General features: G+C 71.9%; 13 protein-coding genes. 4 read left to right on the top strand and 9 right to left on the bottom strand.

The features are described from left to right. Positions 1–104: 104 nt before the first annotated feature. From cysS to ACZ34W_RS12395, 5 genes are all read right to left on the bottom strand, one after another. Positions 105–1,499, bottom strand: a complete 1,395-nt coding sequence (gene cysS, locus ACZ34W_RS12415; protein ID WP_352286098.1) for a cysteine--tRNA ligase — start codon at positions 1,497–1,499, stop codon at positions 105–107. 116 nt (positions 1,500–1,615) lie between these two features. After that, complete coding sequence (locus ACZ34W_RS12410; RefSeq protein ID WP_329488383.1) at positions 1,616–2,011, bottom strand: PPOX class F420-dependent oxidoreductase; 396 nt, start codon at positions 2,009–2,011, stop codon at positions 1,616–1,618. A gap of 232 nt (positions 2,012–2,243) precedes the next feature. Further along, on the bottom strand, positions 2,244–2,816 hold the full coding sequence (ispF, locus tag ACZ34W_RS12405) for a 2-C-methyl-D-erythritol 2,4-cyclodiphosphate synthase (RefSeq protein ID WP_329488384.1): 573 nt from the start codon (positions 2,814–2,816) through the stop codon (positions 2,244–2,246). Then, complete coding sequence (gene ispD, locus ACZ34W_RS12400) at positions 2,806–3,564, bottom strand: 2-C-methyl-D-erythritol 4-phosphate cytidylyltransferase (RefSeq protein WP_329492152.1); 759 nt, start codon at positions 3,562–3,564, stop codon at positions 2,806–2,808. The genes ispF and ispD overlap by 11 nt, the downstream gene beginning before the upstream one ends. Positions 3,565–3,844: 280 nt before the next feature. Beyond that, the gene (locus tag ACZ34W_RS12395; RefSeq protein ID WP_030244332.1) at positions 3,845–4,327 is read right to left on the bottom strand and encodes a CarD family transcriptional regulator; all 483 of its coding nucleotides are present in this window, start codon (positions 4,325–4,327) and stop codon (positions 3,845–3,847) included. Positions 4,328–4,874: 547 nt separating this feature from the next. Here ACZ34W_RS12395 and ACZ34W_RS12390 point away from each other — a divergent pair. After that, the gene (locus tag ACZ34W_RS12390; RefSeq protein ID WP_380383279.1) at positions 4,875–5,546 is read left to right on the top strand and encodes a DUF461 domain-containing protein; all 672 of its coding nucleotides are present in this window, start codon (positions 4,875–4,877) and stop codon (positions 5,544–5,546) included. 219 nt (positions 5,547–5,765) lie between these two features. On the opposite strand, the gene phoP is transcribed toward ACZ34W_RS12390, so the two are convergent. Together phoP and ACZ34W_RS12380 are read right to left on the bottom strand one after the other, a co-directional pair. Beyond that, positions 5,766–6,458 carry a two-component system response regulator PhoP gene (phoP, locus tag ACZ34W_RS12385; protein ID WP_238863613.1) on the bottom strand — a complete coding sequence of 231 codons (693 nt, stop codon included), beginning with the start codon at positions 6,456–6,458 and terminating at the stop codon, positions 5,766–5,768. Positions 6,459–6,460: 2 nt separating this feature from the next. Next, the gene (locus ACZ34W_RS12380) at positions 6,461–7,747 is read right to left on the bottom strand and encodes a sensor histidine kinase (protein WP_329488388.1); all 1,287 of its coding nucleotides are present in this window, start codon (positions 7,745–7,747) and stop codon (positions 6,461–6,463) included. A gap of 307 nt (positions 7,748–8,054) precedes the next feature. Between ACZ34W_RS12380 and phoU the strand changes: the two genes are divergently transcribed. Next, positions 8,055–8,732: a phosphate signaling complex protein PhoU gene (gene phoU / locus ACZ34W_RS12375; RefSeq protein WP_329488389.1), complete on the top strand. Its 678-nt coding sequence runs from the start codon at positions 8,055–8,057 to the stop codon at positions 8,730–8,732. Between the two features lie 355 nt (positions 8,733–9,087). Next, entirely contained in the window at positions 9,088–9,264 is a 177-nt protein-coding gene (locus tag ACZ34W_RS12370) for a hypothetical protein (protein WP_329488390.1), read from the top strand. 145 nt (positions 9,265–9,409) lie between these two features. On the opposite strand, the gene ACZ34W_RS12365 is transcribed toward ACZ34W_RS12370, so the two are convergent. Both ACZ34W_RS12365 and ACZ34W_RS12360 read right to left on the bottom strand, forming a co-directional pair. Continuing rightward, positions 9,410–9,997: a lytic polysaccharide monooxygenase gene (locus ACZ34W_RS12365; protein WP_352286093.1), complete on the bottom strand. Its 588-nt coding sequence runs from the start codon at positions 9,995–9,997 to the stop codon at positions 9,410–9,412. Between the two features lie 263 nt (positions 9,998–10,260). After that, on the bottom strand, positions 10,261–11,019 hold the full coding sequence (locus tag ACZ34W_RS12360) for a phosphoglyceromutase (protein WP_329488392.1): 759 nt from the start codon (positions 11,017–11,019) through the stop codon (positions 10,261–10,263). A 147-nt stretch (positions 11,020–11,166) separates the two neighbouring features. Between ACZ34W_RS12360 and ACZ34W_RS12355 the strand changes: the two genes are divergently transcribed. Next, positions 11,167–12,555, top strand: coding sequence for an MDR family MFS transporter (locus tag ACZ34W_RS12355; RefSeq protein ID WP_465603523.1), 1,389 nt, complete (start codon positions 11,167–11,169; stop codon positions 12,553–12,555). The last annotated feature ends 17 nt before the right edge of the window (positions 12,556–12,572 follow it).

The raw sequence follows: 12,572 nt of genomic DNA, 5'->3' as shown, positions 1-12,572 counted from the left end.
GGCCGCACCGTGAACCCGGTGCCGGCCGACGACATGCGCTACGTCATGCGGGAGGGCCGCACCGGTTCGGTACGGCCCACCCTCACCCCATCGCTCGGATGGAGTTACTGGTTGTTGATCGTCCAGCGCGGGCCGGACGGGGTGTCCTCGATCGCCAGCCCGGCCTCGCCGAGCTGGTCACGGATGGCATCCGCGGTGGCGAAGTCCTTGCGGGTCCGGGCCGCCTGCCGCTGCTCCAGGACCAGCCTGACCAGCGAGTCGACGACCCCGTGGAGGTCCTCACCGTGCTCGGCCCCGGTCCACTGCGGGTCCAGCGGGTCGAGGCCCAGTACTCCGAGCATCGCACGGACCTCGGCCAGACGCGCCACCGCGTTCTCCTTGTCGTCCGCGGTGAGGGCGCTGTTGCCCTGGCGGACGGCGGTGTGCACGATGGCCAGCGCCTGGGGAACGCCCAGGTCGTCGTCCATCGCCTCGGCGAAGGCCGGCGGCACCTCGGGCGCCGCGTCGACCGCGCCGCAGCGCTCGACCACGCGCTGGACGAAGCCCTCGATCCGGCCGAAACCGGCCTCGGCCTCGCGCAGCGACTCCTCGCTGTACTCGATCATCGAGCGGTAGTGCGGGGCCGCCAGGTAGTACCGGAGCACGATCGGACGCCAGCGCTCGACCATCTCGGAGACCAGCACCGAGTTGCCGAGCGACTTGCTCATCTTCTCGCCGCTCATGGTGACCCAGGCGTTGTGCACCCAGAAGTTCGCGAAGTCGTCGCCGTACGCCTTGGACTGGGCGATCTCGTTCTCGTGGTGCGGGAAGATCAGGTCGATCCCGCCGCCGTGGATGTCGAAGGCCCGGCCCAGGTACTTGTGCGCCATCGCGGAGCACTCCAGGTGCCAGCCGGGACGGCCGCTGCCCCACGGGGTCTCCCAGCTCGGCTCACCGGCCTTGGCGGACTTCCACATCGCGAAGTCGCGCGGGTCGCGCTTGCCGGTCTCGCCCTCGCCCTCGGGCTGGCGCAGGTTCTCCAGCTTCTGGTTGGAGAGTTCCAGGTAGCCGGGGAAGGACTTCACGTCGAAGTAGACGTTGCCGTCCGACGCGTAGGCGTGCCCCTTCGCGATGAGCGTCCGCATCATCTCGATCATCTCGGGGATGTGCCCGGTGGCCCGCGGCTCGACGGTCGGCGGGAGGCAGCCGAGCGCCGCGTAGCCGTCGTTGAAGGCCCGCTCGTTGGCGTAGGCGATCTGCCACCACGGCGTACCGAGCTGGCGCTCCTTGGCGATGACCTTGTCGTCGATGTCGGTGACGTTGCGCGCGAAGGTCACCTGGTAGCCGCGGTAGGCGAACCACCGCTGCATGATGTCGAAGTTGAGCCCGGACCGGATGTGCCCGATGTGTGGCGCCGACTGGACGGTAGCGCCGCACAGGTAGATCGAGACACAACCCGGTACAAGCGGGACGAAGTCGCGTACCTGGCGGGTGCTGGTGTCGTACAGGCGAATGCTCACAGCGTCAAGCGTAGTGGGCATGAGGGGGTGCCCCGCGACATTCTCGAATGTCAATACCGCGGCTACGCCGTTTCTTCTTCATGGCCTACCGGAGCCACCCGCTCCGCCTGGCTCTCTCAGAGGTTGCCGACCACCTTGCGCGGGCTGAGCCGGACCACCACCCGGACGTCCTCCGGGCCGTCGTAGCCGTAGGACTCCTCGCCGCGGTACTTGCGCGCCAGCTCGTCGATCAGCTCCTTGCCGCCCTCCCGGGTGAGGGTGGCCTCGCCGCGCAACTCCACGTAGGAGTAGGGGCTCTCCGGCGGGTTGACCACCAGCGAGATCCGCGGGTCCTTCAGCAGGTTGAGGTGCTTGCGGCGGCCCTCCACCGTGGAGAAGAGGACGTCGTCGCCGTCCCGCTTGACCCAGACCACCGAGGACTGGGGGCTGCCGTCGGGCTGGATGGTGGAGACCACGGCGAAGCTCTTGCCGTCGATCAGGGCCTTGGCCCGGTCGGAGAGCTGTGCGGCCATCGGGGACCTCTTCTCGTCAAGCGGCGTCGGACGCCCCGCGGTGAGCGGGCGGGCCTCGCTCGGCCCGCTCCGAACGGTAGCGACTCGGGCACCGGCCAAGGCTCCTGAACACCCGTCACGGGCCGGGTATTCCCGGCCCGGACCACCCGGACGGCCTACCGGCCGCCGCCACCGCTCCTACCGCCCCCGGGCCGCCCCTGCCGCTGTCCGGCGCTCCTGGTGCGCCCCCGGGTCAGCGGCGCTCGTACACCAGCGCGGTGGCGATCGCCGCGAGCCCCTCGGCCCGGCCGGTGAGGCCGAGGCCGTCCGTCGTCGTCCCGGAGACCGAGACCGGCGCGCCGACCGCCGCCGAGAGCGCGGCCTGCGCCTCGGCGCGCCGCTTGCCGATCTTCGGCCGGACACCGATCACCTGGACGGAGACGTTGCCGATCTCGAAACCGGCCTCGCGCACCAGCCGGGCCGCCTCGCCGAGCAGCCGGACGCCGGACGCGCCCGACCACTCCGGCCGGTCGGTGCCGAAGTGCGCACCCAGGTCCCCGATCCCGGCGGCCGAGAACAGCGCGTCGCAGGAGGCGTGCGCGGCCACGTCGGCGTCGGAGTGCCCGGCCAGGCCGTACTCGGCGCCCGGCCACTCCAGGCCGGCCACCCAGAGCGGGCGCCCGGCCTCGAAGGCGTGCACATCTGTGCCGATCCCCACCCGGGGGATCAGCGGCGGCCGCGAGTCCGCTGCGGGCGGCGCCGGGGCGTGGGCGGTCGGCGCCGCGTCCTCGGCGCGCGGGCCGGAGGCCGTGGGATCAGTAGGCATCGGCGGCCCTCCGGCGGGCGAGAACGGCCTCGGCGAGCACGAGGTCCAGTGGACGGGTCACCTTGAACGCCTCCTCGTGGCCGGGCACCACCACCACCCGGCCGCCGAAGCGCTCCACCAGGCCCGCGTCGTCGGTGACCGCCGGCAGGGCGTCGGCCCCCGCGGCGGCCTCCTCGGCGAGCGCCTTCTCGTGCACCTCGGCCAGCGTCTCCCGGCGGAAGCCCTGCGGAGTCTGCACGGCCCGCAGGGTGGAACGGTCGGGCGTGTCGAGCACCGGTTCGGGACCGCCCGGCCGCGGCTCGACCCGCTTCACCGTGTCGGCGAGCGGCACGGCGGGCACCACCGCCTCCGCCCCGCCGCGGACGGCGGCCGCGACGGCGTCCACCACCTCGACCGGCACGAGCGGACGCGCCGCGTCGTGCACCAGGACGATCTCCACCTCGGCCGGGATCGCGGCGAGGCCCAGCCGGACCGACTCCTGGCGGGTCGCCCCGCCCGGCACGACCCGGATGTCCTTGCCGTCCAGGCCGTGGGTGTCGAGCAGTCCGACCACCTCGGCCACGCCGTCGGCCGGCGCCGCGACCACGACCAGCCCGACCGCCCGGCTGCGGGTCAGCGCCCTGACGGCGTGCACCAGGAGCGGCACCCCGCCCAGCTCCCGCAGGGCCTTCGGGGCTCCGGGCCCCAGTCGCTCACCGCGTCCCGCGGCGGGCACCACCGCTGCTGCAACTGCTCCTGTGGCGTTCAGGTTTCACTCCTTCGGCGAAGTGGGTATGGCCATGGCGTGCACGACGGGCGCGCGGGACCCCTTCCGAAAAGCTCCACGGTCTCCCGCCCACAGAACACGCAGAAACGGTCATGCGGACCCGGGGCCGGCCGGCTCGGGTGCGTCGGGTGCGGGGGCGTCGTCCGGACACGCCTCAGCGCCCGAAGTGCCACTGCACCACTCCAGGACGGTTCGTCCGGTGAGCGGCGCGCCGGCATCGGGCGCTGTGAACATGTGGGCGGTGGGCGCGAGCCCGACTGCGCTACGAGGCGAGCACCTCGTCGAGCAGCGTCTCCGCCTTGTCCTCGTTGGTGTTCTCGGCCAGCGCGAGTTCGCTGACGAGGATCTGGCGTGCCTTGGCGAGCATGCGCTTCTCACCGGCGGACAGACCGCGCTCGCGCTCGCGACGCCAGAGATCGCGCACAACCTCGGCGACCTTGATAACGTCACCCGAAGCGAGCTTCTCCAGGTTTGCCTTGTAGCGACGGGACCAGTTGGTCGGCTCTTCGGTGTACGGTGCGCGAAGCACCTCGAAGACCCGGTCCAGACCCTCCTGGCCGACTACATCGCGCACGCCGACGAACTCCGCGTTCTCGGCGGGCACCCGGAGCGTCAGGTCTCCCTGCTGCACCTTGAGGACCAGGTAGGTCTTGTCCACACCTTTGATCTGGCGAATTTCGATGGCCTCGATCAGCGCGGCCCCGTGATGGGGGTAGACCACCGTGTCGCCAACCTTGAACGTCATGTGACAGGACCCCTTCCGTGGCTTTCCAGAATAACACGCTTCTCGGCGCACCCGAAGGGCGTTTTCGCAGGTCAGGGCCGGTCTCGGGGCTTGACAAGGACCCCCATGACGTGCTGCGGGCGGCCTTCGGTGCGGGCTTCCCGCAGGTCGGAGGCGGTTCCGGTACCTCCCGAAACCTGCGGCAACACTCCTGAAACCGTGATTGGATCTTGAGATTTCACCGTTTATCGGGCCGTTTCCCGATCGTGATCCGATCTTGGTCGACACTTGACCAGGACACGCCGGTGTGTTGCCACGAGTACGGCGCCGGGTCGCGGCCGAGGTCGGAGCCGTACCGCCGTCCGGGCCCGCGCCGTGCCGGTGCCGGGCGCGGGGCCCCGCCGACGCCGCCCCGCCGGTCGTCTCCGGGCGTGGCGGGGTGCCGCCGTCCGGGCGCCGGGCGGACTCCCGGAGCGCGACACGGGGACCACCCCGTGAGGAGCGCATAAGCGAGGTCGATAATCTGAGGCCTGACCACCCGACATGTGACCTAGGAGAAGCCGCCGCCGTGAGCCGCAGCATTCGAGTCGGCAGCATCGCCGCCATCGCCGCCCTCGCCATCGCCTCGCTGTCGTCCTGCTCGGCCGGCAACAAGGCGGAGACTCTGGAGATCAAGCCCGACAACGCCTACGCGACGGTCGGCACCGACCTCCGGCTGAACAACATCGTTGTCATCACCGGGGACGAGTCCTCCGGCGAGCACACCGGTCCGGCCAACGTGTCGGTGAACATCAGCAACACCGGGACGGAGCCCGTCGAGCTCCAGTCCATCGTCGTGGGCGACGGCGGGGCCGCCGCCTTCGCCGACCAGAAGGGCGCCCCGCTGGGCAGCATCGTCGTCCCGGCCGGCGGCGCCGTGCTGATCGGCGGCGAAGGCAACCCCTCCGCCAAGGTCGCCTCGGCCAGCGTCCACGTCGGTGGCTTCGTGCCCACCGCCTTCGCCTTCAAGAACGGCGAGAAGGTCGCGACCGAGGCCGCGGTCAGCCCGAACAAGGGTCTGTACAAGGGCTGGGGCCCGACCGCCTCCCCCGCCGCCGTGCCGTCTAAGGCCGCCGGCTCGCCCAGCGCCTCGGCCGGTGCCGCCACCCCCTCGGGCACCGCCACCCCCTCCGGTACCGCGGCCGGCACCGGTGCGGCCACTCCGGCCGGCACCGCCTCGCCGACCGCCGGCTCCCACTGACCCACCGCCTCCGGCGCCCGGTCCCGCGAACGCGGGGTCCGGGCACCGCGGAGGCGGACACGCGGAGGGCCGGCCGGGCTCGGTCGCGCACGCGAAGGACCCCTCCGGGCGGCTGCCCGGAGGGGTCCTTCGTGGGGCCGCCCGGTCCGCGCCGGCGGAGCGGGCCGCTCTACTGAGCCGCTCACCCGCCCCCGGCACGGGGGCTCAGGGTCGTCCGGTCTACGGCTCGAACTTGTAGCCGAGGCCACGGACCGTGACCAGGTAGCGCGGCGCGCCCGGGTCCGGCTCGATCTTCGCCCGCAGTCGCTTCACGTGGACGTCGAGCGTCTTGGTGTCACCGACGTAGTCGGCGCCCCAGACCCGGTCGATCAGCTGCATCCGGGTGAGCACCCGGCCCGCGTTGCGCAGCAGCATCTCCAGCAGGTCGAACTCCTTGAGCGGGAGGTCGACCTTGGCGCCGTCGACGGTCACCACGTGGCGGTCGACGTCCATCCGGACCGGGCCCGCCTCCAGTGCGCCCGGGCCGCCACCGTCGCCGGGGCCCTCGGCCTCGCCGCGCCGGCGCAGCACCGCACGGATCCGGGCCACCAGCTCACGGGTGGAGTAGGGCTTGGTCACGTAGTCGTCCGCACCTATCTCCAGGCCGACGACCTTGTCGATCTCGCTGTCCTTGGCGGTGACCATGATCACCGGGACGTTCGAGCGCACCCGGAGCTGGCGGCAGACCTCGGTGCCGGGCAGGCCCGGCAGCATCAGGTCGAGCAGGACGAGATCGGCGCCGTTCCGTTCGAACTGCTCCAGGGCGTCGGGGCCGGTGGCGGCGATGGCCACCTCGAAGCCCTCCTTGCGGAGCATGTACGAGAGAGCGTCGCTGAACGACTCCTCGTCCTCGACCACCAGTACTCGGGTCACGATCAGGCCTCCGGGGCAAGCTGGGGGGTTGTGTCTGACAGGGGTTGCGCGGACTCCCCGGCGGGGAGCGTGTGGTCCTCGGGGGCCTGCCCGGCGGGCAGGCGCACGGTGAAGGTGGAGCCCTGGCCCTCGACGCTCCACACCGAGACGGTGCCGCCGTGCGAGGCGGCCACGTGCTTGACGATGGAGAGGCCGAGGCCGGTGCCGCCGGTCGCCCGGGACCGGGCCGGGTCGACCCGGTAGAACCGTTCGAACACCCGCTCGCGGTCCTTCTCGGAGATGCCGATGCCCTGGTCGGTCACCGAGATCTCGATCAGCTCGCCGTCGGCCTCGCCGAGGGCGGCGGCACTGGAGATCCGGCGGGTGGCGATCGCGACCCTGGTCCTCGGCGGGCTGTAGTTCACGGCGTTCTCGACCAGGTTGCCGAGCGCCGCGGCCAGCTGGCCGCGGTGGCCGTGCAGGTAGAGGCCGGCGATGCCGCCGGCCGCGATCAGGATCTGCTTGGCGGCGGCCTGCTGGCGGCAGCGGTCGATCGCCTCCGCGATCAGCTCGTCCACCGCGACCGGCTCCGGGTCGACCATCAGCCGGTCGTCCTGGACCCGGGAGAGGTCGATGATCTCCTGGACCAGGCTGGCCAGCCTGGTCGCCTCGATCTGCATCCGGCCGGCGAAGCGCTGCACCGCCTCCGGGTCGTCGGACGCGTCGGCGACCGCCTCGGAGAGCAGCGAGAGCGCGCCGACCGGGGTCTTGAGTTCGTGGCTGACGTTGGCGACGAAGTCGCGGCGGACCGCCTCGACCCGGCGGCGGTCGGTCTGGTCCTCGACCAGGACCAGGACCAGCCGGGAGCCCAGCGGGGCGACCCGGACCGACACCGCGAGCGGCTCGGCGGCCCGCGCCGCGCCGGGGCGGGGCACCTCCAGCTCGACCTGGCGGATCTCACCGTCCCGGCGGGTGGCCCGGGCCAGCGAGAGCATCTGGTCGATGGCGACCGCGCCGCCGCGCACCAGTCCCATCGCGTACGCCGCGGAGCTGGCCTTGACCACCTCGTCGCCCTCGCCGAGCACGATCGCGCAGGAGCGCAGCACGGAGAGGACGGTGTCGACCCCCGGGGGAAGGGGAGGTTCATGGGTGGGGTTGTTGAGCCCCTGCTGTCGGGTTCTGCCGTTGGTGCCGCCGTATCTGCCCTTGGCCTGTTCGCGCTCGCTCCAACGGAAGGCGATGGAGGCCGTGAGGCCGACGCCGAGCCCGGCTATGGCGCAGGCAGCGGCGGCGGCCACGTTCACGTCCATACCGCCAGCCTAAGCGCATGACGTGGCCACTCCTCCAGGGTCGGATCAAGGGATCGGCCGCCCGTTGCCGAGAATTCACCTCCACGTAGCTGCCGATTCACCGCACGGGTCGTGCGTGGTCGCCCGGGCGGCCCAGAGTTGGTCACGCAGCCCGTGTGGGAAGGAACGGTGGATCGAACGCCTGTCCGTCGTCCCCGGTGCGCGCGTACGATGCGCGCCACCAGCAGCGGTCATTCGTACGCCCTACCGACGGTCGTACGGGATGACCGGTCGGCACCGCCACCGACACAGCTACTGAGGAGAGAGCATGCGCGACGCGTACCACGAGGAACTCGACTCGATCGGCGACAGCCTGATCGAGATGGCCCGGCTGGTCGGCTCGGCCCTGGGCCGGGCCACCACCGCGCTCCTCGACGCGGACCTGGCGCTGGCGGAGAGCGTGATCGCCGCCGACGAGAGGATCAACAACCTGCACCACGAGCTGGAGAACCGGGCGATCGACCTGCTCGCCCGCCAGCAGCCGGTCGCCACCGACCTGCGCATCGTCGTCACCTCGCTGCGGATGAGCGCCGACTTGGAGCGCTGCGGCGACCTGGCCCGGCACGTGGCCAAGGTCGCGCGGCTGCGCTACCCCGAGTCGGCGGTGCCGCGCGACCTGCACGCGACCGTCCTGGAGATGGGCCAGCTCGCCCAGCGGCTGGTGGCCAAGGCCGGCCTGGTAATCGCCACCAAGGACGTCGACAAGGCGCTGGAGCTGGAGCAGGACGACGACGCGATCGACGCGCTGCACCGCGACCTGTTCGCGCACCTGATCGACGACCGCTGGCAGCACGGGATCGAGACCGCGGTCGACGTCACGCTGGTCGGCCGCTACTACGAGCGCTTCGCGGACCACGCGGTCTCGGTGGCCAAGCGCGTGGTGTACCTGGTGACCGGCGAGCACGTGAGCGAGTTCATCGCCTCCTCGGAGGCCGCCGGGGAGTGACCCCGGTACGGCACCGCGCCCCCGGAGGCAGGGTCGGTCCCGCCGCCGGGGGCGGCGCCGTGTCCGCTCCGGGCACCGTGGTCTCCGCTCCGGGCGGTGGTCCGGCCCTGTCCCGGACGGGTGGGTCGCCGCTGGTCGGGGTGGGTGGACCGGCTCCGCCGATGGCGGGCCGGGGCTCCGACGGGCCGGCGGCGCTCACTCCGCGGGGTGAGTAAACCTCGAACAGGGGTGGTGAGGGTGCACGGCTTCTCGGATCGCCCACCCCTGCGCGCCCGTTGACGCCCCGTCCGATCGGCGGTTTCACTCGATGCCGTAGGCACCGAAGTGTGCCCGTCACAAGGAGGGTTCCAGCGCGATGAAGGCAAACCCGACCCGACCGGCACCGGCCCACGAGATCGTCGAGCCGCCCGCCCCGAAGCTGCTGCCCGTCCTCGCGGCCGGCTGCGGCTGCGGTCCGGGCTGCGGCTGCGGCTGCCAGTCCGGCGCCCCCTGCCAGTGCGGCGGGGTCAGCGGCGGCTGCTGCGGCCACTGAGAACCGCCGCACCCGGCGAAGCCCCGTGGTGCACGGCCGCCGTGGGAGACGGTCGTGCACCCCGGTCACCGGGTCGGAGTCCTCCGGCCGCCCGACCGCTCGCTCGCGGCGTGCGGCGCGGGGCGTCCAGCGTGCCGCGCGCTGATCAGAACAGGACGTCGGTGCAGGAGTAGAAGGCGTTGCCGGTGTCGGCGATCTCCCAGACCGCCACGACCACCTGGTGCCCGGTCCGGCCGCTCGGGATCGTCGCGGTGTGGCTGAGCGTGCTCGGCACCTGGGTTCCGTTGTACGGGACGGTCAGGAACGGCGTCAGCTCCAGACCGGCCCGGGTGACCTTCTGGCCGGCGTTGTAGCCGGCCTTGGTCAGGTAGTACTTGAAGTTCGCGGTGGCGTGCCGGGCGGTGAACTTCCAGGTGAAGGTGAGCCGCTGCCCCGCCGCCACCTTGGTGGTGGGCCAGGCACCGCCGCGCGGGTCGTCCAGCTCGGCGAACCGGCTGTTGCCGCCGGCGCAGATGGTGCCGTCGGCCGGCCCGGCGCCAGGGAAGCCCTTCGACCCCTCGACGCTCTGCGGCTCCCAGCGGATCGCACCGCAGTCGGTGACCGTACCCGCCCCGCAGAGCGCGGCCCGGCTGGGCGGGGTGGAGATGTAGCCGTGCGACTGCGCCGGCAGGGCGACGGTGAGCGGAACCGCGAGCGCGGCGACGGCCGCTCCCACGAGATGACGTGTGCGCATGGTGCTCCTCCGTGGGGGTGGATGGAGAGTGCGCCGGGCACAGACGCGCGCGCCTGGGGGTGCGGCGGCCATGGAAGATCCGTTGGCATGCCTGTGCCAGGACAGTGCTCACACGGTAGGAGCCCCCACGGCGACCGTCAATGGTCTGAACCACCTTCGCCACACACTGAACCCCCTTGCCGCGCAAGAGGATTGACTGCGAAGCCGAAACGGCTACGGCCCCGCCTCCCGGAGCGGGAAGCGGGGCCGTAGCGGCAAGCGGGTTACTTCTTGCCCTGGTTCTTGACGGCCTCGATCGCGGCTGCGGCGGCGTCCGCGTCGAGGTAGCGGCCACCCTTGGCGACCGGCTTGAAGTCGGCGTCCAGCTCGTAGACCAGGGGGATGCCGGTCGGGATGTTGAGGCCGGCGATGTCCTCGTCGGAGATGCCGTCGAGGTGCTTCACCAGCGCGCGCAGGCTGTTTCCGTGGGCGGTGACCAGGACGGTCTTGCCGGCAGCGAGGTCCGGGACGATGGCGTCGTACCAGTACGGGAGCATCCGGTCGACGACGTCCTTGAGGCACTCCGTGTTCGGGCGCAGCTCGCTCGGGATGTCGGCGTAGCGGGCGTCACCGGCCTGCGAGTACTCGGCGTCGTCGGCCAGCGCCGGCGGCGGGGTGTCGTACGAGCGGCGCCACAGCTGGAACTGCTCCTCGCCGAACTCGGCCAGGGTCTGGGCCTTGTCCTTGCCCTGGAGGGCGCCGTAGTGGCGCTCGTTCAGACGCCAGCTGCGGCTGACCGGGATCCAGTGGCGGTCGGCCTTGTCCAGGGCGATCTGCGAGGTGCGGATCGCACGGCGCAGCAGCGAGGTGTGCAGCACATCGGGGAGCAGGCCCTCGGCGGCGAGGAGCTCGCCGCCACGCGCGGCCTCCTTCTCGCCCTTCTCGTTGAGGTCGACGTCGACCCAACCGGTGAACAGGTTCTTCTGGTTCCACTGGCTCTCGCCGTGGCGGAGGAGGATGAGTCGGTACGTCGTGTCAGCCATGGCCCCCAGCTTAATGGAGGCGTTTAAACGGCTGGTCGGGACCCGCCCCCATGTGTAATGTTTGCTTCGCGTTAGTGACACTTACCTCGCCGCAGCGCGGACATGCCGGTCCGCTCAGCGGAACGCCTGCCGCCCGGGAGCCCTCAGATGCCCGCTTCGCCCCTTCCTGCCCGAATTCGAAGAGTCGCGAGCGAAACGGTGGGCGGACTGCCCCGGCAGTTCTGGTGGCTCTGGACGTCGACCCTGATCAACAAGCTCGGCGCGTTCGTCGTCACGTTCCTGGCGCTCTACCTGACGACCGACCGAGGCTACTCGGCCGCGTACGCGGGTCTGGTCGCCTCGCTGTTCGGCCTGGGCTCGGCCATCGCCGCGATCGTCGCCGGCGTGCTGACCGACCGGATCGGCCGGCGCCCGACGCTGGTCGCCGCACAGCTCGGCACCGCGCTGTTCACGGCGGTGCTGGGCTTCACCGACGGCCAGGTGGCGATCGCCGCGGTCGCCTTCCTGGTCGGCTTCTGCAACAACGCGACCCGCCCGGCCACCTCGGCGATCATCGCCGACATCGTGCCGGCGGCGGACCGGGTCCGGGCCTACTCGCTGAACTACTGGGCGATCAACATCGGCTTCGGCCTCTCCGCGGCCGCCGCCGGCCTGATCGCCACGCACGGCTACCTCACGCTCTTCCTGCTGGACGCGCTCTCCACGCTGGTCTGCGCGGTGGTGATCTTCGTCCGGATCCCCGAGACCAGGCCGGACACCCCGGCCGTTCGGGTCGACCAGCCCGCGGTCGGCCTCGGCACGGTCTTCCGGGACAGCCGGTTCATGGCGGTCGTGGGACTCAACCTGCTGCTCGCGCTGGTCGCCCAGCAGGGCAGCACCACGCTCGCCGTGGACATGGGCCGCAACGGCATCACCTCGACCCAGTACGGCCTGGTCATCGGCCTCAACGGCCTGCTGATCGTGGTGCTGCAGATCCCGCTCACCCGGTGGATGGAGGGGCGCAACCGGACGGCGCTCCTGGTCGCCAGCGCGCTGTTCATCGGCTGGGGCTTCGGGCTGACCATGCTCGCCGGGTCCTCCGCGTGGTTCTACGCGTTCACGGTGGCGGTCTGGACGATCGGCGAGATCCTGAACGCGCCGACCATGATGGGCCTGGTCGCCGAGCTGTCACCGACCCACGCCCGGGGCCGCTACCAGGGCGTCTACTCGCTGTCCTGGTCGCTCGCCTCGTTCCTCGGCCCGGCGGTCGGCGGAGTGCTGCTGGAGCGGGCCGGGAGCACGGCGGTGTGGGGCGCCTGTGCGGCCTGCGGCACCGTCGCGGCGGCGGGGTACGTCCTGCTCGGGCGGCGCCCGGGCGCCGCCACGGCCGCCGCTCCGGCGAAGCGGACGCCGGTGGTCGAGGCGTCGGCGGTCGAGGTGTCAGCGGTCGAGGTGCCTGTGGTCGACCTGTCGGGGGTAGAGCCGTCGGCCGACGTGGCGACGACGAAGGTGCCGACCGCGAAGGTGGCAACGGCGAAGGCCCCGGTCGGCCGCTGAGGCGGAGCGTCCCGGAG

This window comes from Kitasatospora sp. NPDC022856 (assembly GCF_055561235.1).
This window is presented reverse-complemented; position numbering and strand designations above follow the sequence as displayed.

Excerpts from the sequence above, each read along its gene's own strand:
- ispF (WP_329488384.1), bottom strand. The coding sequence starts at position 2,816 with ATGCCTACTGATCCCACGGCCTCCGGCCCGCGCGCCGAGGACGCGGCG.
- ACZ34W_RS12395 (WP_030244332.1), bottom strand. The coding sequence starts at position 4,327 with ATGACGTTCAAGGTTGGCGACACGGTGGTCTACCCCCATCACGGGGCC.
- phoU (WP_329488389.1), top strand. The coding sequence starts at position 8,055 with ATGCGCGACGCGTACCACGAGGAACTCGACTCGATCGGCGACAGCCTG.
- ACZ34W_RS12355 (WP_465603523.1), top strand. The coding sequence starts at position 11,167 with ATGCCCGCTTCGCCCCTTCCTGCCCGAATTCGAAGAGTCGCGAGCGAA.
- ACZ34W_RS12365 (WP_352286093.1), bottom strand. The coding sequence starts at position 9,997 with ATGCGCACACGTCATCTCGTGGGAGCGGCCGTCGCCGCGCTCGCGGTT.
- ACZ34W_RS12410 (WP_329488383.1), bottom strand. The coding sequence starts at position 2,011 with ATGGCCGCACAGCTCTCCGACCGGGCCAAGGCCCTGATCGACGGCAAG.
- ACZ34W_RS12380 (WP_329488388.1), bottom strand. The coding sequence starts at position 7,747 with ATGGACGTGAACGTGGCCGCCGCCGCTGCCTGCGCCATAGCCGGGCTC.
- ACZ34W_RS12360 (WP_329488392.1), bottom strand. The coding sequence starts at position 11,019 with ATGGCTGACACGACGTACCGACTCATCCTCCTCCGCCACGGCGAGAGC.
- ACZ34W_RS12370 (WP_329488390.1), top strand. The coding sequence starts at position 9,088 with ATGAAGGCAAACCCGACCCGACCGGCACCGGCCCACGAGATCGTCGAG.